Origin of the sequence: Streptomyces sp. NBC_01635 (assembly GCF_045209715.1) — a bacterium.
Lineage (GTDB): Bacteria > Actinomycetota > Actinomycetes > Streptomycetales > Streptomycetaceae > Streptomyces > Streptomyces hirsutus.
Window position 1 is genome coordinate 3,164,997 of sequence record NZ_CP109277.1, and the last position, 21,769, is coordinate 3,186,765.

A 21,769-nucleotide genomic window follows, 5' to 3' on the forward strand; every position below is an offset into this window, starting at 1 on the left:
ATCGCCCCATACTCTCCCTGTTAGACGGGTGTTCGAGGTCGAAGGTTGCTCCGGACCACCGCTCAAGTGACCTATGCCACAAGGGTGTTGCGGCAATCGGTCGGCGGTCGTCCACGCAACAGGGCTCGGCCCCCGAGAAGATGCTTCTCGGGGGCCGAGCCCTGTGATGCGGTGGGGCCGGAGCCGCTCAGTTCACCGCGGTGCCGTCCGTCTCGCCGGTCACCGACGCCGTCGGTGCGGGCAGCGCGTCCGCCGGTTCCACGTCCGGGCCGCCGACCGCGGTCCGGGACCCCTGGCCGAGGTTGCGCGTCTCGGCCTTCCGGGCGAGCTGTGCGACCGCCGCGTTGAACTGGTCGATGGAGGCCGGCTCGTCCGGGCCCAGCAGGTAGCGCTTGAGCTCGCCCCGCTCCCCGGCCAGCGGATCGGCCTGCGGGTCGCGGACCGCCTCGAGCAGCTCGGCCAGCCCGGCCGCGTCGTTGGACAGGATCACGGCGGCGCGCACCGCCGTGTTCTGCCGCTTGAACTCCTCCGCCCCCAGCTCGGCGGAGTCGGTGACCGCGTACGGCTTGCCGCTGGCGATGAAGTCGGAGACGACGCTGGAGATGTCGGAGACCATCGCGTCGGACACGTTGAAGCAGTCGTACAGGCGCGGCTGGGCCCCCGTGATGACGCGGTGCTCCCAGGCGGGGAAGGAGTTCCAGTACGCGGTGTTCCACTCGGTGCGCAGCCGGGCGGTCTCCTCGTACAGCGCCACGTCGATCACGCCGTCGCGGCTGGCCTCGGCCTCGTCGCCCTTGTCGTTGCCGCCGGCCAGGGCGGTCAGCCGGGCATCGATGCGGGCCAGTTCGGCCCGCGCCCGGTCCTGCGCCGCCGTGTCGACGGTGAAACGGGGGTCGGCGGCGCGTTCGGCCGCGGCCTGCCCGAGCAGCGCGGTGATCCGCTCGTGGGCGGCCTTGGCCTGCGCGCTGCGGGTGCCGGTGAAGGGGTGCGGCTTGTAGAGGACGCGGACCGCGGGGTCTGCCGCGATCAGCCGCTTCACGATGTTCTCGCCGGCCAGCAGGAGCGAGGTGTTGCCCGGGTTGTCGTCCCAGCCCTCCCAGGTGGGGGCGTACAGCACCGTCGGGCGGTGCCCCTCGGCGGGGCCCGCGGCCGTGGCCTGCCAGGTCTCGATGGGGGCCAGCTGCGGGCGACCGACCTCGACGATGTCGTCGTCACGGACGCCGACGTCGGCGATGGCATAACGGTCGCGGCCCGCGCGGCCGGCCGTCCACACCTCGTCGTAGACCTTGCTGAACGGGTTGACGCTGGCGAGCTTGTCGCTGTCGCCGTGCCCGATGAAGACGTGCTTCATGGTCGGGACGCGCAGCAGGTGGATGTTCTTGCCGACGTTCGCCGCGTACAGCGCGACCCGTACCGTGGACAGGTCCAGGTTCATCAGGTGCACCCCTCCGGGCACGCAGACGACCGGGACCGTGGTGGGGGCCAGGTTGGCCAGGAGGACCCGCTCGCGCAGGATGACCAGCGGCCGGGTGTCCAGCTGCTCCATGGTCTCCAGCCACATGTTGACCTGGTACGCGGAGTCCTTGGAGCCGGAGAAGTACAGCACCGTCTCGGGCCGGTACTCGCGCAGCCAGTCGTCGACCGCCACCAGAACCTGGTCGGCCTTCGGCGGTATCCGCCGGCCTCGCACGTAGGGCACCAGGGCCAGCACGTACGCGAGGCCCAGGGCCACCGTGATGCCGATGCAGGCGAACCCGATGAGCGGCGAGTCGAGGGCCGCGGCGAGGAGTATGCCGCCGACCGCCACCAGGTCGAGGTGGAGCATCTTCTCCGCGGCGCGGTGCGTCAGCACGCGCGGCGGCGCGTCCGGGATCCGGATGCGGGACGCCAGGTCCACGTTGCGGGTGGCCACCGGCATGCGCCGGCGGTTGCGGATCAGCGTGGTCAGCGCGCCGTGCGGGGCCTGAAGGCCGTAGAACGCGATGAAGCAGGCGATCGCCCCGTAGTAGATCAGGTTGTCCGCGAGGGACATCCGGGCCAGCAGCAGGATCAGCAGCAGCTGCCGGATCAGGAAGCGGATCGACAGGCCCGCCCGCACCTTGCTGAGGCGGTTGACCAGGTAGCTGCCCCTGCGGTGCAGATAGTGGTCCGCCAGGTACGTCACGGCGGCCGCTGCCGCGAAGGCGGGGACGCTCGGGACGAGCGCGGCCAGCATGAGGCAGGGGAAGCCCAGCAGCATGAGGACCGCCGCGGCCAGCTCGGCCGCGCTTCCCACCCGGGCGACGCGAATAGCGGTGGATATCAACGGAGAAACCTGCTCTTGGAGGGGTGAGTGCCGGTTTGTGCCTGTGGGTAATTCGTTGCCGACGGATTCAGGCCCCCGCGAACACCCGCGCAGGAACTGCGTAAACGGGAGGCCGCAGAGGCCTGAATTACCGGAGTCTATTTGCCGTCAATTATTACACGCCGTCCTGACGGTCCAGCACCGACGCCAGTGCCTGCTCGAAGCCGCTGGCGCGGGCCGCGCCCGCCGTCGGGTCCTGCTGCCGTACGTCGATGACATGACCGGTGAGCTCGGAGAGCAGCACGTCCAGGGACGTACGGGCCACCGCCTCGGAGGACAACAGGCTGCCCGCCGGCTCCTGGCCGAAAGCCTTGGTCCGCATCGGCGTGGCGGTGCGCTCCGGGTTGACGCAGTTGACGCGGACACCCTCGCCGGCCCACTCGTCGGCCAGGGCCTGGGTGAGGTTCACCATCGCGGCCTTGGTCGAGGAGTAGAGGCTGTACTCGGCGCGCCCCCGGGTGTAGCTGCTGGAGGTGTAGAGCAGCAGCTGGCCCTTGCTCTCGGCGAGGTACTTGTACGCCGACCGGGCGATCTGCACGGGTGCCAGGTAGTTGACCTTCAGCGCCTCCTCGATGGTGGCGTTGTCGGTCTCGGCCAGCTTCCCGATGCGCAGCACACCGGCCGTGTTGACGACGTAGTCGATGCGGCCCGTCTCGGCGTACGCCTTGGACAGCGCGTCGTCGACCTCCTCCGGGTTCTCCACGTGGGTACCGGTGGTGGAGCGGCCGAGCGCGTACACCGTGGCGCCGTAGGACTCGGCGAGTTCGCAGATGTCCTTGCCGATGCCGTACGAACCGCCGAAGACGACGACGGTCTTGCCGGTGAGCAGCTCGCGGTAGGCGTCCTCCCCCATGGGCTCGGGGGTGGCGGTGGAGGCGAGCTGGAACAGCTTGTCGGCGATGAAGACGTCGACCGGCTGGGTGACCTTCATGTTGTACTCGTCGCCCGCGACGACGTGGATCGGCACGTCGGGCAGGTACTTGAGCACGACCGAGCAGTCGTCCGTGGCCTGGAAGTTGGGGTCACCGGCGGCGACCTCGTAGGCACGGCGGATCGTGGACAGCTTGAACGCCTGCGGGGTCTGTCCGCGGCGCAGCCGGGCGCGGTCCGGGATCTCGGTGATGAACTCGCCGTCGTCGCCGTGCGTCCGCGTGACGATGATGGTGTCGGCGGACGGGATGGCCACGTCGACGGCCTGGTAGCGCTCCAGGGCGTTCACGCAGTCGTCGATGACGCGCTGCGACAGCAGGGGGCGGACGGCGTCGTGGAAGAGGACGTTGCGGTCCTCGCCCTCGGCCAGGCCCTCGCCGAGTGCCGAGATGGCCCGCTCGGTGGTCTCGTTCCGCGTCGCACCGCCCTCGATGACCCGGGCGACCTTCTTGAACCCGGCCTTGGCGACGATCTTCTCGACGTCGGGCACATAGCCCGGCGCCATCAGCACGATGATGTCGTCGATCGAGTCGGCGTTCTCGAAGGTGGTCAGGGTGTGCTCGATGACTGCCTTGCCGGCGATCTTCAGCAGCTGCTTGGGGATCGAAAGACCCACCCGCTGACCGGTGCCACCGGCCAGGATCACTGCGGTGGTACGGGGCTTGGCTATGTGCTGGAACACAGGTGACCTACCTTGGGGCATCAGGGAACTGCAAAATGGTCCCACTTGTGGTTACCGCAATGCAAGGTGAGCGCCCTTCCTCGCATATGTGCGCGCCACCTTTCATTCACCTTAGACCCCCGGTGGCCGGACGACGGTTCCCGGGCCCCCCGGATCGTCGCTGTGAGTAACCGCACAGGCGGGAAGCCCGTGACCGCGCGTACGCCGACGGTCGCCGCGGCGGCCCCGGTTCCTTCCGGAAGGCACGAATCTTCACGGTCCACAGGGCGGGGCTGCACCTTTTCTTCATATTCGGGGTGCGACAAAGAGCGAAGCGCCCGACAACAAGAAATTCATCTTGTCCTCCCACTCTTTCCCGAAGAATTCCCCCATAAAGATTCGGCGGCTTTTCGGTCTCGGGGAGGAGAACGGGGCGGAGCCCGGGACCGTGTCGGTCCCGGGCTCCGCCCTCGTCGAGCGGCGGCCCGACGGCCGCCGGACGGCCGTCACACCACGTGGACCCCCGGGCGGCCCGCCTCCACCCGCAGCCGCGCCAGCGTACGGGGCGTGGCCTGCGGCTTCACCACGGTGTCCACCACCCGCACCCTCGCGTCGATGCCGCCCCGGCGGATGTCGAACAGGTGGTAGCCGCGGTGGGCGTCGAGCAGCTTCCAGTGCGGGTTGTCCGCGCGCCGCGGGTCCCACTGCGCCCGGAAGGCGGCCTGGTCCTGGTCGCCGTTGCTGGAGACGGACGTACCGACGAACTCGGCGCCCACGACCGCGGAGGACGGGTCGGCGAAGTCCTCCCTGAGGTCGCTGATCATGGTCAGGTGGCGGTCGCCGGTGAGCACGACGGGGTTGCTCACCCGCCGGAACTCCTGGAGCAGCGCGTTGCGTTCACTCTGGTAGCCGTCCCAGGCGTCGTAGTACCAGAGCTTGCCCTCGCCGACCTGGAGGTCGGTCTCGGCCATCATGATCTGGGAGGCGATCAGGTTCCAGCGGGCGGGCGAGTGGCGCAGTCCGTCGACCAGCCACCGCTTCTGCGCGGCGCCGAGCATGGTCAGCGACGGGTCCTGGGCGCCCTCCTGGCTGGTCGCCTGGTCGCTGCGGTACTGCCGGGTGTCGAGCACGTTGAGCCGGGCGAGGCGGCCGAACTCCAGCCGGCGGTGCATCCGGATGTGCGGGCCGTTCGGGACGGCGCTCGCGCGGACCGGCATGTGCTCGTAGTACGCCTGGTAGCCCGCGGTCAGCCGGGCCGTGAACGCGTCGTGCGACTGCTTGTCGGGGTCCTGCGGGATCTCGCCGGCGAAGTCGTTGTCGATCTCGTGGTCGTCGAAGGTGACCACGAAGGGGGCGCCCGCGTGCATCGCCGCGAGATCCGGGTCGGAGCGGTACTGGGCGTACCGGTTGCGGTACTGGGTCAGACCGTACGGCTCCCCGCTGCCCTCGTGACGGCGTACCCCGGTCGCCGACGGGCTGGACTCGTAGATGTAGTCGCCGACGAACACGACGACGTCCGGGTCCTGCTGGAGCATGTCGGCGTACGGCGTGAAGTAGCCGTGCTGCCAGTTCTGGCAGGAGGCGAGCGCGACCCTCAGGTGGCCGCCCGCGCTCTGCGCGGGGGGAGCGGTGCGGGTGCGGCCGGTCCGCGAGAGCTGTCCGCCGGCGCGGAAGCGGTACCAGTACCGCCGGTCCGGGCGCAGCCCGCGTACGTCGACGTGGACGCTGTGGCCGTAGGCGGGCCGGGCCCAGGCGGTGCCCCGGCGGACGATCCGCCTGAAGCGGGGATCCTCGGCGAGCTGCCACTCGACGGGCACCGTGCGGTCCGGCATGCCTCCGCCGTTCAGGGGGTCGGGGGCGAGCCGGGTCCACAGCACGATCCCGTCCGGCAGCGGGTCGCCGGAGGCGACTCCCAGGCTGAACACCCCGTCGGGCAAAGCTTTCCGCTCCGCCGCGCGAGCGGTGGCCGGCAGCCACAGCTGGGCGGAGGCCGCCGCGCCGAGCGCGGCGGCACCGGCGGTCAGAACGCGGCGGCGGTCGGGCGATACTGCTCCGGACATGGGTGGACTCCCCTGCCTCGCATGCGACGTGGACACGGGGAAGTTCTCGGTCCGGAAGGTCCGCGCACTGAACCCACAGGGTCGCGTGCATGACAATGAAGCGGACAAGAGGAAACCCGCCCCGGCACGGGAACGTCCCGTTGCCCGGGCGGGTCCTGAAGGTGAGCGGCGGGCGACGGAGGGGAATTTCCGCCGCCGGAGCCGTCCGGTGCCCTCCTCGGGCCCCACGGGGCCTACAGGCCCCTGCAGGCCCTACGACTTGTCGCGGAACGGGTCGAATTCGTCGTACTCCTGCTCGGCCTCGTCCCGTTCGGCCTGCCGGTCGCGGCGGCGCTGGGCGGCCGGGCGGGGCGTCTCGAAGCGGTGGTCCTCGCCGCGCCGGCCGAGCATCTCCGCACCGGCGGTCACCGTCGGCTCCCAGTCGAAGACGACGGCGTTGTCCTCGGGGCCGATGGCGACACCGTCGCCGGTGCGGGCTCCGGCCTTCATCAGCGCCGCTTCCACGCCGAGCCGGTTGAGCCGGTCGGCGAGGTAGCCGACGGCCTCGTCGTTGCTGAAGTCGGTCTGGCGGACCCAGCGTTCGGGCTTCTCGCCACGTACCCGGAACAGTCCTTCGTCCTCGCGGGTGACGGTGAACCCGGCGTCGTCCACGGCCTTGGGCCGGATGACGATGCGCGTCGACTCCTCCTTCGGGCGGGCGGCCCGCGCCTCGGAGACCAGCTGGGCCAGCGCGAACGACAGTTCCCGCAGACCGAGGTGGGCGACGGCGGACACCGCGAAGACCCGGTAGCCGCGTGCCTCCAGATCCGGCCGCACCATCTCGGCGAGGTCACTGCCGTCCGGCACGTCGGTCTTGTTGAGGACGACGACGCGGGGACGGTTGTCGAGACCGCCGTACTGCCGCAGCTCCTCCTCGATGACGTCGAGGTCGGAGACGGGGTCGCGGTCGGACTCCAGCGTCGCCGTGTCCAGCACGTGCACGAGCACACTGCACCGCTCCACGTGCCGCAGGAACTCGAGCCCGAGCCCCTTGCCCTGGCTGGCACCCGGGATGAGTCCCGGCACGTCGGCGATGGTGTAGACGGTCGAACCGGCGGTGACGACGCCCAGGTTGGGCACGAGGGTGGTGAACGGGTAGTCGGCGATCTTGGGCTTGGCTGCGGAGAGCACGGAGATCAGCGAGGACTTGCCCGCACTCGGGTAGCCGACCAGCGCCACATCGGCGACGGTCTTCAGCTCCAGGCCGATGTCCCGCAGGTCTCCCGGCTCACCGAGCAGCGCGAACCCGGGCGCCTTGCGCCGTGCGGAGGCGAGGGCGGCGTTCCCGAGCCCGCCCCGGCCGCCCTGGGCGGCGATGTACGAGGTCCCGTGTCCCACCAGGTCGGCGAGCACGTTGCCCGCCTTGTCCAGGACGACGGTCCCGTCCGGCACCGGAAGGACGAGGTCCTGGCCGTCCTTGCCGCTGCGGTTGCCGCCCTCGCCGGGCTTGCCGCTGGTGGCCTTGCGGTGCGGGGAGTGGTGGTAGTCGAGCAGGGTGGTCACGGACTGGTCGACGATGAGGATCACGTCGCCGCCCCGCCCGCCGTTCCCGCCGTCGGGTCCGCCCAGCGGCTTGAACTTCTCACGGTGGACGGAGGCACAGCCGTGACCTCCGCTACCCGCGGCGACATGCAGCTCGACGCGGTCCACGAAGGTGGTCATGTGGGGTGCCTCCAGAGACAGTGAGGTGTACGTGCGTACGTATTTCCTGGTTAACACGCGAAAGGCGGACCCACCTTCCCGCCGGGGAAGTGAGGTCCGCCTCGCGAAAGCTTCCGATCAGGCGACCGGAACGATGTTCACGACCTTGCGGCCGCGGTGGGTGCCGAACTGCACCGCACCGGCCTCCAGCGCGAACAGCGTGTCGTCGCCACCACGGCCGACGCCGGCGCCGGGGTGGAAGTGGGTGCCACGCTGGCGGACGAGGATCTCACCCGCGTTGACGGCCTGACCGCCGAAGCGCTTCACGCCGAGCCGCTGGGCATTCGAGTCGCGACCGTTCCGGGTGGACGATGCGCCCTTCTTGTGTGCCATCTCTCCTCAGTCCCTTACTTCGCAGCCGCGGGGATCTCAGTGACCTTGATCGCCGTGTACTGCTGGCGGTGGCCCTGACGACGGCGGTAGCCGGTCTTGTTCTTGTAGCGCAGAATGTCGATCTTCTGGCCCTTGTGGTGGTCCACGATCTCGGCCTGGACCTTGATGCCGGCCAGCACCCACGGGTCGCTGGTGACGGCGTCGCCGTCGACGACGAGCAGGGTCGAGAGCTCGACCGTGTCGCCGACCTTGCCCGTGGAAATCTTGTCAACCTCAACGATGTCGCCGACAGCAACCTTGTGCTGGCGACCACCGCTGCGCACGATGGCGTACACGCGGATCTCACTCTCACTCGAAGAACGGCACCCCGCAGGCCAGCCGCCCGACAGACACACGGGCAACCTCTCCCGAGCCATTCCATGCACCCGGGAGGAAAAGGTTTACGGGGATGTGGCAGTCCCGATGGACACGCCGACGGTCAAGGTTACGGGGCGTGGCCCCAAGGGGTCAAACCGGGCCCCGACCACCGGTGACGGCGACGGGCGCCCGGTGGACGGGGCCCCGTCCGGCGGGTCAGTTCTCGAGCAGGTGGGCGCGCCCGAACATGGTCGCCGCGACCCGCGCGGTCGGCGTGCCGGAGTCCAGGTCCGCACCGGCCTCCCGCAGCACCTCGACCACCTCGTCCGCACCCTTGAACAGGGCGCCGGCGAGGGGGGCCTGGTCCCGGGCGTTCCGCAGGTCCGGGTCGGCGCCGAGCCGGAGCAGGGCCCGCACGGTGCCGGCGTGGCCGTGATAGGCGGCGAGCATCAGCAGGGTGTTGCCGGCCGCATCGGTCACGTCCACCGGCAGCCCGTGCTCCACGAACTCCACCACCTGCTCGGTGCTGCCCTCGCGGGCCAGATCCATGGCGAGGGCCACGACGCGCTCCGTCTGCTCAGGTGTCAGACCGTCCCTGCTCATGCGCATCTCTCCTGGTCGAACGGTCGTGCTGGTCAAACGACAGTGCGGGGCAAGCGGTTGCGCCGGTCATGCCCATGAGGACGTCGGGCGATGACTGCGCCGTGCCCGGCGCGGACCACACAGTGGTCCGCGCCGGGCACGGCGTGGGGCGTACCGCCTGCCCCTCGAGCGGCCGGGCTCAGAGGTTGCCGGCGGCCAGGGCCTCGATCGCCTTGCGGACGCCTTCGCCGTAGGCCGGGTCGGCCTGGGTGCAGTTGGCGATGTGCCGCTCGACGGTCTGCTCCGACGCGCCGTTGATGGCGCGCGCCGTGTTCTCGAAGAGAACCTGCTGCTGCTCGGGGCTCATCAGGCGGAACAGGTTCCCGGGCTGCTCGAAGTAGTTGTCGTCGTCCTCACGGAAGTTGAACCGGTCGGCGACGGCGCCCACAGCCAGGTTCGGCTCGCGGTAGGCCGGCTGCTCCTGCCAGCGTCCGTACGAGTTGGGCTCGATGCCCGGGGTGGACCCCTGGTTGCCGTCGACCCGCATGCCGCCGTCGCGGTGGTAGGTGTTCACCGGGTTCTTCGCGGCGTTGACGGGGATCTGGTGGTGGTTCACGCCGAGGCGGTAGCGCTGGGCGTCGCCGTAGGAGAACAGCCGGCCCTGCAGCATCCTGTCGGGCGAGTAGCTGATGCCCGGAACCACGTTCGCCGGGGTGAAGGCGACCTGCTCGACGTCCGCGAAGTAGTTCTCGGGGTTGCGGTTGAGCTCCCACTCGCCGACCTCGATCAGCGGGTAGTCCTTCTTCGACCAGACCTTGGTGAGGTCGAAGGGGTGGAAGCGGTAGTTCTCCGCGTCGGCCTCCGGCATGACCTGGACGAACAGCTTCCACTTCGGGAAGTCGCCGTCCTCGATCGCGTCGTAGAGGTCGCGCTGGTGGGACTCGCGGTCCTTGCCGACCAGGGCCTCGGCCTCGGCGTCGGTGAGGTTCTTGATGCCCTGCTGGGTGCGGTGGTGGAACTTGACCCAGAACCGCTCGCCCTCGGCGTTGATCAGGCTGTAGGTGTGCGAGCCGAAGCCGTGCATGTGCCGGTACGAGGCGGGGATGCCGCGGTCGGACATCACGATCGTGATCTGGTGCAGGGCCTCGGGGAGGTTGGTCCAGAAGTCCCAGTTGTTCTCGGCGTCGCGGAGGTTGGTGCGCGGGTCGCGCTTCACCGCGCGGTTGAGGTCCGGGAACTTCAGCGGGTCGCGGAAGAAGAAGACCGGGGTGTTGTTGCCGACCAGGTCCCAGTTGCCCTCGTCCGTGTAGAACTTCAGGGCGAAGCCGCGGATGTCGCGCTCGGCGTCGGCCGCGCCGCGCTCACCGGCGACGGTGGAGAACCGCGCGAACATCTCGGTCTTCTTGCCGATCTCGGAGAAGATCTTCGCGCTCGTGTAGCGCGTGATGTCGTGGGTCACCGTGAACGTGCCGAACGCACCCGAGCCCTTGGCGTGCATCCGGCGCTCCGGAATGACCTCGCGGTCGAAGTGCGCGAGCTTCTCCAGGAACCACACGTCCTGCAGGAGCATCGGACCGCGCGGACCGGCCGTCATGGAGTCCTGGTTGTTGGCAACCGGCGCGCCGGCGGCCGTCGTCAAGGGCTTCTGGTTGTTCTCGGTCAAAACTCGCTCCTCGGTGAGTGGTTCTTCGCCTGTGATCAATGCCTGCGGTCCTGGCCGTCCGAGCATCCGCGCGAGCCGCTCCGCGGCTCGCATCGCATACCCTACGTTGGACAAGGTCTAAGTCAAGGCGACTTTCAGAACCATACCTGTTCTTGAGCTGGGTTCCATCGCTGGTTAGGGTGACATGCATGAGTGATCTCTTGAAGAGGCTTCGGGAACGTGGCTGGCGCCTGACCGCACAGCGGCGTGTCGTCGCCGAGGTTCTCAGCGGAGACCACATCCACCTGACCGCCGACGAGGTGCACGCGCGGGCGACGGAGCGGCTGCCCGAGATCTCCCGGGCGACGGTCTACAACACCCTGGGCGAACTGGTGTCCCTGGGCGAGCTCCTCGAGGTCTCGACCGACCATCGCGCCACGCGCTACGACCCGAACGCGCGCCGTCCCCATCACCACCTGCTCTGCGACCGCTGCGGAACGATCCGCGACGTGCACCCCACGGGCGACGCCCTCTCGGCCCTTCCGGAGTCGGAGCGCTTCGGATACACGGTCTCCGACGTCGCGCTGACCTACCGCGGCATCTGTCCGAACTGCACGGCGTGATGCCGGGGCCGGGGCACGGCCGAAGGCGGCGGCCGGCGCTCCGGAACCCGGGACACCCGGCCCGCCCACGGGCCGGGTGTCCGTGTCCCGCGGGGCGGGCCGGCGTTCGAGGTCCGGTCCGGGGGAAACGCGGGGAGGCGCGGACACCGAATGTCACCGGTGTCCGCGCCTCTTCGCGTACCGCCCCGTAGGGCGGGCCCTGATCAGTCCTCCGTCGACGCCGTGACCGAGGGCGACGGCTGCTGGGCCGCTGCCGCGGTCTTCTTCGCCGTCGTCTTCTTGGCCACGGTCTTCTTGGCGACGGTCTTCTTGGCCGTCGTCTTCTTGGCGACGGTCTTCTTCGCCGTCGTCTTCTTGGCCGTCGTCGCCTTCTTCGTGGCGGCCTTCTTCGCCGTGGCCTTCTTGGCCGTCGCTCGGGCGGTCTTCCTGGCCGGAGCCGTCTCCTCGGCGGCCTCCTCGACGGCCTCCGCCTCGGTGGTGACCGCTGCCGCCTGGTCCGCCTGGTCCGCCTGGTCCGCTGGAGCCGCCTGGTCCGCCGTGGCCGACGGGACGACCACGACGGCCGCCTCCTCGGACGCGGTGGACACGGTCGGCTTGCGCACCGCGCGGCGGCGCGGGCGCGGCGGCGAGGCGGTCTCGGCCGCCGCCTCGGGCGCCTCGGCCGGGGACTGCCCGGCCACCGGCTCGGACGCCTGCTCGGGCTCCGACGGGGCGGCCGTGGGGACGGTCTCCATGACCGTCACCACCGCGGCCTCGGCACCCGCCGGGGAACCGGCCGGCGCGGACACCTTGCGGGTGGCCCGGCGACGCGTACGGACCCTGGGAGCGGCTTCCTCGGCAGCGGGTGCCTCGACGGGGGTCTCGGCGGGTGCCTCGACGACCGGGTCCTCGGCGGCGGCCGGTACGGCGTACGCCTCGGCGGCCGGCTCCGGCTGCACCGGACGCGCGGCTTCCTGCGCGGCCGTCGTGTCCTGAGCCGTCGGCACCTGAACCGAGGGCTCCTCGGCGATGGCCGCGCCCGTGGTCTCGGCGGCGGCCGGCTCGCGACGGCGCTCCTCGCGCCTCGGCGTGCCTGCCGGGGCCGAGGCCCTCCGGCTCACCCGGCGGCGGCCACGGCCGCGGGTGGCCGCGGCCTCCGCCTCGGCGGCGCTGCTGTACAGCTCCTCGTCGGGGGTGTACTCGGGGGCCGGAAGCGCGAGCGGCTCGGCGGCTTCGGCGGCGACCTCGGCCTCCGTCTCCTCTTCCGCCTCCTGCTCCGCCGTCGTGACGACGTCGGCCTCGTGCTCGTGGAGGTGCTCCCCGGCCCCGGCCCGCGCCCGCTTCCTGCGCTTGCCGCCGCCTCCGGTGGAGGTGGGCTGGTCCAGGTGGACGATGACACCGCGCCCGTTGCAGTGGACGCAGGTCTCCGAGAACGACTCCAGCAGACCCTGGCCGACCCGCTTGCGGGTCATCTGCACCAGGCCCAGCGAGGTCACCTCGGCGACCTGGTGCTTCGTACGGTCCCGGCCCAGGCACTCGAGCAGGCGCCGCAGCACCAGGTCCCGGTTGGACTCCAGGACCATGTCGATGAAGTCGATGACGATGATGCCGCCGAGGTCGCGCAGCCGCAGCTGGCGCACGATCTCCTCGGCCGCCTCCAGGTTGTTCCTGGTGACCGTCTCCTCGAGGTTGCCGCCCTGACCGGTGAACTTGCCGGTGTTGACGTCGATGACGATCATCGCCTCGGTCCGGTCGATCACCAGCGAACCGCCGCTGGGCAGCCAGACCTTGCGGTCGAGCGCCTTGGCGAGCTGCTCGTCGATCCGGTACGTGGCGAAGACGTCGACCTCGCTGGTCCACCTCTGCAGCCGGTCGGCCAGGTCGGGCGCGACGTGCGCGACATACCCGTGGATGGTCTCCCAAGCCTCGTCGCCACTGACGATGACCTTGGAGAAGTCCTCGTTGAAGATGTCCCGCACGACCCGGACGGTCATGTCCGGCTCGCCGTACAGCAGCGTCGGCGCGTTCGAGCTGCCGCCGCTCCTGGACTTCTTCTTGATGTCCTCCCACTGCCCCTGCAGCCGCTCGACGTCACGGCGCAGCTCGTCCTCGCTCGCGCCCTCGGCGGCGGTGCGCACGATGACGCCCGCGTCCTCGGGGACGATCTTCTTGAGGATGGTCTTCAGCCGGGCCCGCTCGGTGTCGGGCAGCTTGCGGCTGATGCCGGTCATCGAGCCCTCGGGGACGTACACGAGGTAGCGGCCCGGGAGGGAGACCTGGCTGGTCAGACGGGCGCCCTTGTGCCCGATCGGGTCCTTCGTCACCTGGGCGAGGACCGGCTGGCCGGACTTCAGCGCGGCCTCGATCCGGCGCGGGCCGTTGGCCATGCCCAGCGCCTCGAAGTTGACCTCACCGGCGTAGAGCACGGCGTTGCGGCCCTTGCCGATGTCGATGAAGGCGGCCTCCATCGACGGCAGCACGTTCTGCACCTTGCCGAGGTACACGTTGCCGACGTACGAGGTGGCCTGCTCCTTGTTGACGTAGTGCTCGACGAGCACGCCGTCCTCCAGGACGCCGATCTGCGTGCGGTCGCCGTACTGCCGGACCACCATGACGCGCTCGACGGCCTCGCGACGGGCCAGGAACTCGGCCTCGGTGATGATCGGGACGCGTCGGCGGCCCTGCTCACGGCCTTCCCGGCGGCGCTGCTTCTTCGCCTCCAGACGCGTGGAGCCCTTGATGGACTGCACCTCGTCCGACGGCTCGGAGACCTTGCGCGGCTCACGGACCTTGACGACGGTGCGCTCGGGATCGTCGCCGGAGGCCTCGGTCTCGCCGCCACCGTCCCCGGCCCGGCGGCGCCGGCGACGACGGCGCCGGCTGCTGCTGGAGCCGCCCGCGGCGCCCGTGTCGTCACGGTCCTCGGCCGACTCGTCGGTGTCCTCCGCGTCGTCGGCGGAGCCGTCGTCGGTGTCCTCGGCGTCCTCGGTGCCATGCTCGGCGTCGTCCTCGGACTCGCCGCCCTCGGCGTCGGCCTCGGCGGACTCGCCGCGCCTGCGGCGACGGCCGCCCCGGCGGCGGCGACGGCGGGAGCCGGGGCCCTCGTTCTCGTCCTGGTCGTCGTCCGCGTGGTCCTCGGCCTGCTCGTCGGCGTCCGCGTCGGCGTCCGTCCCGTCTTCGGCGCGGGCGTCGGGAGCGGGCTCGGCGCGGGTGCTGCCGCCGGAAGCGGCCTGGGCGGCCGGTGCCGCCTCGGTCTCGTCGGCAGCGCCCCGGCGGCGGCGCCGGCGGCGGGAGGCGACGGGCTGCTCCTCCGGGAGCTCCTCGGTCTCCTCCGGCTCGTCGGGCTCCACCGCACCGGCGGCCTCGGCGGCCGCTTCGGCGGCGGCCCGCTCCGGGGTCTGGAACTGGGGCTCGGTGAACACGGGGGCCTGGAAGACGGCGACCGCGGGACGTGCGGGACGCTTCGTCGTCCCGGCCTCCGCGGCTCCGGCCGACCCTGCGGCGGGCCGGGCGGGCTCGGCGAATCCGGCGGCGGGCTTGCGGACCGTACGGCGACGGCGGCGCGGAGCGGCGTCGTCCGCGGCAGGCGCCTCGGACACCTCGGGCGTCTCGGACACCGCAGACGCCGCGGGGGTCTTCGGGATCTCTCCGGTGGTCTCGCTCACGGGAGCCTTCGCCTCCTCGGCGGGGGAGGCGTCGGCCTCGGCGGACGGAGCGGCCTGACCGGCCTGCGCCGTCTCGGCGGTCGCGGGAGCGGAGACACGGCGCGAGGCACGACGCCGGGTGCGGCGGGGAGCCGCGTCGTCGGCGACGGCGGTCTCGGCGGTGTCCGCGGGAATGGTCTCCACGGGGGCGGCGGTGTCGGAAGCAACCGCGGTCTCGGCGGCCTGCGGGCTGTCCGCGGTCACGGTGCTCTCGGCACTCGCGGCGCTCAGGTCAGGTTCGGTGGTCCCGGCGACGGTGGCCGTCGGCGAGGTCACGCGGCGCGTGGCACGACGGCGCGCACGCGGCGGGGCCGCTTCCGCGGTCGGCGCGGTGTCCGCGGCGGGCTCGGCGGCCGGAGCGGCCGGGGTCTCGGTCGCCGGTACGACGGTCTCGGCGGCCTCCGCCGCCTCCGGCTCGCTCGCGGACGAGGCCGGGCGGCGCACCACGCGGCGGCGCCTGCGCGGAGCGGCGTCGTCCGCGGCGGCCGGCGCCTCGGCCCGGACCGTCACCGGCTCGGGCGTCGCGGCCGTTTCGGTCCCGGTGCCTTCCGCAGCCGCGAGCTCGTCGTTCTCGTCGAGCGGCTCGGCGGGCTCGGCGGCCGGTATGGCCGGGGCGGCCGTTTCGTCGGCCGTACCGGAGGCCGTCGCGGGCGGTCCGGCGGGGCGGGACGCGGCCCGGCGCCGGCGGCGCGGCGGCAGGGTGTCGCTGGGGCTGTTCGGTTCGGAGCCCTCTGTGGGCTCGGTCGGTTCGAGCATGCGGGGGTTTCTCCCGTCAGGCTCCCGGGCGCCGCACCTGGTCCGGCGATGCCGGTGACGTCCGCGGTTCGCGCGAAGCGCGGTTACCGCCGTCCGGGGCGCGGGCGCCGCACGGGAGCTCTCTGTGTCCTGTCTCGCCGGTTCCGTACACCGAATGCGCACGGCCTGGCGAAAGTCTTGTGGTGGGTGCGCTGCCCGACCCAGGTGGCTCCCGAGGTACGAGGGCGGCGCTACGACGTCCGTCCCTACGCGGGACCTTCCTTACGCCGGCACCGTCGCGGTGGCAGTGTCACCGGCCGGATGGGGCTCGGTCGCTGCTGCCTCGCGGTCGGGCGCGAGCGGGTCGGTCACCGTGCCGGTCTCTTCATCGAGCAGCCCCTGCGCCAGCCTGGTCACCGCTGCGGGGACCGGCGGCGCCAGATCGGCCACGGCGCGGAGGCCGGACAGGACGTCGTCGGGTCGAACGGCAGGCGTCACGTGCCGAACAACCAGCCGCAGTATCGCACAGGGCCGGCCGGTCGGCCTATCAGCCGGTGATGAGGGCGTTTCCACGCTCGCCAGTTCCACGACCGCGGAACGGGCGTCGAACGTACGGACGCCGTTCTTCGTCCGGCGCTGCACCTCGACGGTTTCCGCCGCGTTGAAGGCGTCCACCGCTCGGCGGGCCTCCTCGGCGTCGACACCGTCCAGCCGCAGCTCCCACACCGAGGCCGTGAGCCGGTCGGCGAGCCCCGAGGTGCGGGCCTCGACCGCCTCCACGATGTCGAGGCCGGTGGGCAGCGACTCGTCGAGGAGCGTTCTGAGCAGTTCCGGGTCGCGCTCCCGGGTGAGCGCGATCTCGAGGTACTCCGCCTCACTGCCCGTGCCGGTGGGTGCGGCATTGGCGTACGAGACCTTCGGGTGCGGCGTGAACCCCGCCGAGTACGCCATCGGCACCTCGGCACGGCGCAGCGCGCGCTCGAAGGCACGCTGGAAGTCACGGTGGCTGGTGAACCGGAGGCGGCCGCGCTTGGTGTAGCGCAGTCGGATGCGCTGCACCGCGGGTGCGGGCGGCGGGCCTTCGGGCTGTCGCTTGCCCAGTGTCGTTCAGTCCTTCGTGAGTGCGGTCGTACTGCTACCAAGAGTACGCGTGTCACCGGCGATAGGTTCCCGTCGGTTCCCGTCCCGTGCCGGCCGCTGTTCCCCGACCAGCACCCGGCGGATGTCGGCACGCGCCTGCCGCAGCGTCAGGCGCGCGGAGGCCAGGGACTGCCGGACGGCCCGTCCCGCGGCACCCGCCGCCGCGGCGGCGGGCCGCAGCACCGCGTCCCGCACCACGTGCCCCACCGGCGTCAGGACACGCGTGTACACCCAGCGCACCGGTTCCACGACGCCCCACCGGAAGAGGGTCATCAGGAACCGCCCCACCGCGAGCGAGACGTACCCGGTGACCCGCCAGGCATGTCCGAGGGCGTTCCAGATCTCCCGCGCGACGACGGCGAGCACCCGCCCGACCGGCACCAGAACCCAGCGCCACACGGCGAGCAGGGGCAGCACGAACAAAATCCGGGTGATCCAGTACAGCCCCGTACCGATGCCGGTGACGAGCATGCCCACCAGCCGTACCAGTCCCTTCGCGCACCAGGCGACGGCATGCCCGACGGGCGTGAGCACCCACGTGTACAGCCACGCACAGGGCACGACGACGAGGTACCGCGTGAGCCGGGCGAGGACCGCGAACACCCCGAGCCCGGTCGCGGCCAGGACGGCCACGATCCCGCGCACCCCCCACATCACCCCGTGCCCGAGGGGCGTCAGCACCCGCGCGTACAGCCACACCAGCGCCTGCCCGACCGGCACGAGCACGTACCGGTACAGCCACCCGGCAGGCACGACGACCACCAGGTTCCCGAGCCGGGCGAGCACTCCGCCGAGCGGCACGAGGACATGGCGCCACAGTCCCACCAGCGGCCACACGAAGACCGCGCGCCCGGTCCACAGCAGCGCCCGGCCGAGCGGACGGAACACGGCGCGGTCCAGCCACCGCGCGGCGGCGGCACACGCGTCCCACACCAGCCGCACCGGCAGGACCACGAGGAACACGACGACACGCACCGGCAGGCGGATCGCCACGACCAGACACCCCTCGCCCGCCGCCTCCGGCTGCCGCGGGTGAGGCCGGTGCACGGGCGGTGCCGGTGTCCCGGCGTCCAGCTTCTCCAGTTCCATGCAAGTGAGGACGCCCCGGCAAGCCATTCGGATGCACCGGCACCGCCCCCTCCGCGCGCACACTCGCAAATCTACAATGCTGTAGAAATCGGCTCTGGAGTGTCACCGCTGCGCGAACCCACCGGCCCGCCCGCACCACGGGCATGGCGCGCGGCACAAAGGAGCAGATACAGCACGATGAACGACCACCCTGCCCCCACGGGCGCCATGCCCCGGCCCCGGGCCCTGCGTCAGGTACTGGCGCAGAGAGCCCGCGCCCTCACCGAGGCCCGCTGGTTCGCCCTGTCCGTCTTCGCCCTGATCATCGCCAACGCGGTCCTGCTCGGAGCCGAGACCTACAGCGGACTCGCCCGCGAATGGCACCACTGGTTACACCTCGCCGAACACCTCTGCATCGCCGCCTTCACCGTCGAGATAGCCGTGCGCGTCTGCGCCCACGCCGACCGTCCCCGTGACTTCTTCCGCGACCCCTGGAACCTCTTCGACATGGCCGTCGTCGCCTGCGCGTTCCTGCCCCTCGTCCGCGAGAACACCACCGTCCTGCGGCTCCTGCGCCTGGCCCGCGTCCTGCGCACCGCCCGCTTCCTGCCCCAACTGCGCATCGTCATCGTGGCGGTGGCCCGCAGCCTGCCCGGCACCGTCAGCTTCCTGCTGGTGGGCGCGCTCCTGCTGTATCTCTATGCCATGGTCGGCTGGGTCTTCTTCAGCGAGGCGAACCCGGGCCAGTACGGCTCACTCGGCCGCGCCGTCCTCACCCTCTTCCTGCTGATGACCCTGGACGGCCTCGGAGACGCGGTCCACGCGGGCCTGGAGATCTCCCGCTGGAGCATCGTCTACTACGCCTCCTACGTACTGATCGCCTCGTTCGTCCTGGTCAACGTCCTCATAGGAGTCGTCATCAGCTCCCTGGAGGAGGCCCGCGAACTGGAACGCGAACAGTCCCCCACCCCCGACGCCCCGTCTGCCCCTGCCCCGGTCCCTCCCTCGATTCCGGCCCCGGCCCCGATTCCGGCTCCGGCTCCGGTCCCGGACCCCGACGTGGACCTGCGCACCCGCATCGCCATCGCGAGAAAGGCCTTGGACGACCTCGAAGCCGTCCTCCCGCCCTTCCTCGCCGCCCACCCACCCGGTCCGGCAACGGCACCGGTACCGGCACGCGACACCGCGCGGTCGTAACACGGCCGCCGCACCGCACCGCCCGCACAGACCGCGCAGCGCCGGCACGGGCTGCGACGAGGGCGGGCCCGCTCCGAAGCCCCGCGCTCCGGAGCGGGCCCGCCGGTGCGACGTGTCCTGAGCCGCCGTCGGGCGCCGTCAGCCCACCGCCGGGTGTGTCTACTCCACCTCGATGCCGTAGTCCTGGACGAGCTGCTCCAGGCCTCCCCGGTATCCCTTCCCGCCCAGCACGAACTCCCAGTCGCCACTGGGCCTGTGCCGGAAGGAACCGAGCACCAACGCCGTCTCGCCGGGACGGCCGTCGGACACCTCGAGCCGGCCGAGTTCCGTCATCGACGGGTCGAGCAGACGGACGCAGGCGTCGGTGAAACCGGAGAGATCGGCGTCCGGATTCGCCTCCGGATCCACCGCCGCCACCAGCACGAACCGGTCAGCGTCCGCCGGCAGCCCGTCGAAGGAGACCCTGATCGCCGCCTTGTCCGGCCCCGAAGCAGGCACCGCGCGCACCGAACCATCGGGGGTCCGCGGGTTGTTGAAGAAGACGAAGTGGTCCTCGTCGAGGACCCGGTTGCCCCGGCAGACGAGCGCGCAGACATCCAGCGCGACGTTCCCGGACCACGTCATGCCCAGCACGTTGTGGTCCTCGGACGACGTCTCGGGAACGGGTGCCGCCGGCCCCGCGGAAGCCGGCCGGCCCCTCTCCCCCAGACGCCCCCGAAGCCCGTGCCGGTGCAGCAGGTCGACGAGTTCACCACCCGGGATCAACTCCAGCGGCTTGCCTCGGGCGAAGGTGTGGGAGCCGGGGCCGAAGCCCGACGTGGTCACGAGAACGCCCTTGTTGGCGCCGGCGTCCTGGACCGTGCCGTACAGGTCGCGCACCGCGGTGGGCGGCACGGTGCCGCGGTAGCGCTTCACCTGGACGACGATCTTGCCGCCGCGGACGGGCGTCGGGTCCAGCGCGTCGACGTCCACGCCGCCGTCGTTCGAGCGCTGCGTCGTCACCGCCTGCATCCCCATGGCCCGGAAGAGGTCGGCGACCAGCGCCTCGAAGGCGATCGGGTCCATGTCGTACAGGTCCGGCTCCTCCTGACCGCCGCCGTGCGGGACGGCCTGGTTGCCGACGTCCTGCGGCCGGCGGCTCGGCCGTACGGGCGTGAGCTGGTCGGGGCGGGTCGTGATCTGCCCTCGCAGCGCCTCCGTCAGACAACTCGTCGCGTCCACCTGTTCCAGATGCAGGCCGGTGAAAGCCGCTCGCTCGGCCATGACGGTGGCCAGGAAGATGTGCGACTGCCTGCCCGTCGCCGGGTCGGGGGCGTCCACGAAGCCGTTCAGCGCCACCGAGTCCAGGATCCCGTACTCGTCCGCCGCGAAGAGCTGGTGCAGAACCAGCAGCACGCTCTGCGCCAGCACCTCCCGGTACAGCGCCCGCCGCTGGGTCACCGGCCGCGCCGTCTCCTTGTCCTGGTCCGGTACGTACCTCACCGACTTCGCTTCCGGAACGACCTCGTACCCGGGCAGCTCCCACTCCAGCACCAACTGCCGGGCCGCCGGATCGAAGGCGGCCGCCACCTGCCGGGGGAAGCCCTCCGGCCAGGCGGCCGACGCGTAGAGGGCCGCCGAGAAGTACTCGACCACGAGTCCGGGGTCGCCGCGTCCGACGCCCGCGGCCGCTTCGGTGATGCCGTCGTTGTGCCGTCGCACCTCGGCCCGTTGCGCCTCGGCCCGCCGCTCGTGGTCCCGCTGGAGAGCGGCCAGTTCCTGCTGCCGCTGCGCCTCGGCGGCCTGCGCCCGGTGCCAGTCGTACTCGAAACGGGTGCGCGCCTCGGCCTCCGCCTGTGCACGACGGCCGGCCGTCCAGCCGCCCTGCGCCTGGTACCGGCTCGGATCCGGCATGTTCACCGGCCATGCGAGCCGTCCCGGGTCGAACGGCGGAACGTCTTCCACCCGCATCAGGGACGCCGCCCCGAAAGCCGGCGCCCGGCATCCCTCGGCCAGGAGTCCCCGCAGGGCCGCGACCCGCGCGTCCAGCTCCTCCGTACGCCGTCCGGCCTCCGCCTGCCGGTACTCCCGGTGCCCCTGAGCGGCACGCCGTTGGTGGTCCCGCGCCAGCCGGGCTTCCTCACGACGCCGCCGCTGCTCGGCCTCGATCCGGCGTTGGTACTGGCGCTGCGCCTCGGCCCACGTAGTGACGAAACCAGCAGAGCGACGACTCATGCGCTCAGGCCCTCCCCAGGACGTCGGCAGCGCCGACCGAACTTTGGTTGCCCCCGCAACCAATCGTGACCTGACGACCTTATCCAGCAATCACCGCCTATGACGTCACCTTGCCAAGGGCCACCGAAAAGGGCGGCCCAGGCAGGTCTGCGACGTGCCTGCGGCCCGGCGGGGCGCCTTCGCAGCGTCGTCGGACGCACCGGGAAACAGTGGAGCCCCCTTCCGTTCGGAAGGGGGCTCCACCGAGCTCCGCAGCAGGCTTCACGGCGCCGCGAGGGCGCGGACCCGCTTCGCCTCAGTGCGCGTGACCGCTCGTCGCGGAAGCGGGCGCCGTGTTCTTGACCGTCAGCGGGAGCAGCTTCTTGCCCGTCGGTCCGATCTGAATACTGGTGTCGAGCTGAGGGCATATGGAAATACGTTCAAAACCGCGCCATGCTGCCCCACATGGGTAAACGAGGAC

Annotated in this window: 14 protein-coding genes; 2 read left to right on the forward strand and 12 right to left on the reverse strand. The window is 71.4% G+C overall.

Going from position 1 to position 21,769, the window contains the following annotated elements; translation table 11 throughout:
* Positions 1 to 187: 187 nt before the first annotated feature.
* The 8 genes from OHB56_RS14905 to OHB56_RS14940 form a co-directional block, all read right to left on the reverse strand.
* Complete coding sequence (locus OHB56_RS14905; RefSeq protein ID WP_406353750.1) at positions 188 to 2,275, reverse strand: hypothetical protein; 2,088 nt, start codon at positions 2,273 to 2,275, stop codon at positions 188 to 190.
* 184 nt (positions 2,276 to 2,459) lie between these two features.
* A complete protein-coding gene (locus OHB56_RS14910) occupies positions 2,460 to 3,956 on the reverse strand; it encodes a bifunctional cytidylyltransferase/SDR family oxidoreductase (RefSeq protein WP_326752715.1) in 1,497 nt (498 codons plus the stop codon).
* A 485-nt stretch (positions 3,957 to 4,441) separates the two neighbouring features.
* Positions 4,442 to 5,995: an alkaline phosphatase D family protein gene (locus OHB56_RS14915; RefSeq protein ID WP_406353752.1), complete on the reverse strand. Its 1,554-nt coding sequence runs from the start codon at positions 5,993 to 5,995 to the stop codon at positions 4,442 to 4,444.
* 252 nt (positions 5,996 to 6,247) lie between these two features.
* A complete protein-coding gene (obgE, locus tag OHB56_RS14920; protein WP_326752717.1) occupies positions 6,248 to 7,696 on the reverse strand; it encodes a GTPase ObgE in 1,449 nt (482 codons plus the stop codon).
* Between the two features lie 117 nt (positions 7,697 to 7,813).
* Entirely contained in the window at positions 7,814 to 8,068 is a 255-nt protein-coding gene (gene rpmA, locus OHB56_RS14925; protein ID WP_007449530.1) for a 50S ribosomal protein L27, read from the reverse strand.
* Between the two features lie 14 nt (positions 8,069 to 8,082).
* On the reverse strand, positions 8,083 to 8,403 hold the full coding sequence (rplU, locus tag OHB56_RS14930; protein ID WP_003976204.1) for a 50S ribosomal protein L21: 321 nt from the start codon (positions 8,401 to 8,403) through the stop codon (positions 8,083 to 8,085).
* 238 nt (positions 8,404 to 8,641) lie between these two features.
* Positions 8,642 to 9,028, reverse strand: coding sequence for an ankyrin repeat domain-containing protein (locus OHB56_RS14935; RefSeq protein WP_326752718.1), 387 nt, complete (start codon positions 9,026 to 9,028; stop codon positions 8,642 to 8,644).
* Between the two features lie 178 nt (positions 9,029 to 9,206).
* Positions 9,207 to 10,670, reverse strand: coding sequence for a catalase (locus OHB56_RS14940; RefSeq protein ID WP_326752719.1), 1,464 nt, complete (start codon positions 10,668 to 10,670; stop codon positions 9,207 to 9,209).
* Between the two features lie 188 nt (positions 10,671 to 10,858).
* Between OHB56_RS14940 and OHB56_RS14945 the strand changes: the two genes are divergently transcribed.
* Positions 10,859 to 11,272: a transcriptional repressor gene (locus OHB56_RS14945; protein WP_326752720.1), complete on the forward strand. Its 414-nt coding sequence runs from the start codon at positions 10,859 to 10,861 to the stop codon at positions 11,270 to 11,272.
* Between the two features lie 203 nt (positions 11,273 to 11,475).
* Here OHB56_RS14945 and OHB56_RS14950 read toward each other — a convergent pair whose 3' ends face one another.
* The 3 genes from OHB56_RS14950 to OHB56_RS14960 all read right to left on the reverse strand — a co-directional run bounded on the left by OHB56_RS14950 (position 11,476) and on the right by OHB56_RS14960 (position 17,919).
* The gene (locus OHB56_RS14950) at positions 11,476 to 15,711 is read right to left on the reverse strand and encodes an Rne/Rng family ribonuclease (RefSeq protein WP_406353756.1); all 4,236 of its coding nucleotides are present in this window, start codon (positions 15,709 to 15,711) and stop codon (positions 11,476 to 11,478) included.
* Positions 15,712 to 15,972: 261 nt separating this feature from the next.
* Complete coding sequence (locus tag OHB56_RS14955) at positions 15,973 to 16,749, reverse strand: TIGR03936 family radical SAM-associated protein (RefSeq protein WP_406353758.1); 777 nt, start codon at positions 16,747 to 16,749, stop codon at positions 15,973 to 15,975.
* Between the two features lie 48 nt (positions 16,750 to 16,797).
* Entirely contained in the window at positions 16,798 to 17,919 is a 1,122-nt protein-coding gene (locus OHB56_RS14960; RefSeq protein WP_406353760.1) for a hypothetical protein, read from the reverse strand.
* 177 nt (positions 17,920 to 18,096) lie between these two features.
* On the opposite strand from OHB56_RS14960, the gene OHB56_RS14965 reads away from it, so the two are divergent.
* A complete protein-coding gene (locus OHB56_RS14965; protein WP_406353762.1) occupies positions 18,097 to 19,095 on the forward strand; it encodes an ion transporter in 999 nt (332 codons plus the stop codon).
* A gap of 159 nt (positions 19,096 to 19,254) precedes the next feature.
* On the opposite strand, the gene OHB56_RS14970 is transcribed toward OHB56_RS14965, so the two are convergent.
* Positions 19,255 to 21,309, reverse strand: coding sequence for a restriction endonuclease (locus OHB56_RS14970; RefSeq protein WP_406353764.1), 2,055 nt, complete (start codon positions 21,307 to 21,309; stop codon positions 19,255 to 19,257).
* Positions 21,310 to 21,769 lie beyond the last annotated feature (460 nt).

What these genes read in the sequence shown, in the direction of transcription:
- OHB56_RS14915 (WP_406353752.1), bottom strand. Translation starts at nt 5,995, where the DNA reads ATGTCCGGAGCAGTATCGCCCGACCGCCGCCGCGTTCTGACCGCCGGT.
- obgE (WP_326752717.1), bottom strand. Translation starts at nt 7,696, where the DNA reads ATGACCACCTTCGTGGACCGCGTCGAGCTGCATGTCGCCGCGGGTAGC.
- rpmA (WP_007449530.1), bottom strand. Translation starts at nt 8,068, where the DNA reads ATGGCACACAAGAAGGGCGCATCGTCCACCCGGAACGGTCGCGACTCG.
- OHB56_RS14935 (WP_326752718.1), bottom strand. Translation starts at nt 9,028, where the DNA reads ATGAGCAGGGACGGTCTGACACCTGAGCAGACGGAGCGCGTCGTGGCC.
- OHB56_RS14945 (WP_326752720.1), top strand. Translation starts at nt 10,859, where the DNA reads ATGAGTGATCTCTTGAAGAGGCTTCGGGAACGTGGCTGGCGCCTGACC.
- OHB56_RS14950 (WP_406353756.1), bottom strand. Translation starts at nt 15,711, where the DNA reads ATGCTCGAACCGACCGAGCCCACAGAGGGCTCCGAACCGAACAGCCCC.
- OHB56_RS14960 (WP_406353760.1), bottom strand. Translation starts at nt 17,919, where the DNA reads ATGGAACTGGAGAAGCTGGACGCCGGGACACCGGCACCGCCCGTGCAC.
- OHB56_RS14965 (WP_406353762.1), top strand. Translation starts at nt 18,097, where the DNA reads ATGAACGACCACCCTGCCCCCACGGGCGCCATGCCCCGGCCCCGGGCC.
- OHB56_RS14970 (WP_406353764.1), bottom strand. Translation starts at nt 21,309, where the DNA reads ATGAGTCGTCGCTCTGCTGGTTTCGTCACTACGTGGGCCGAGGCGCAG.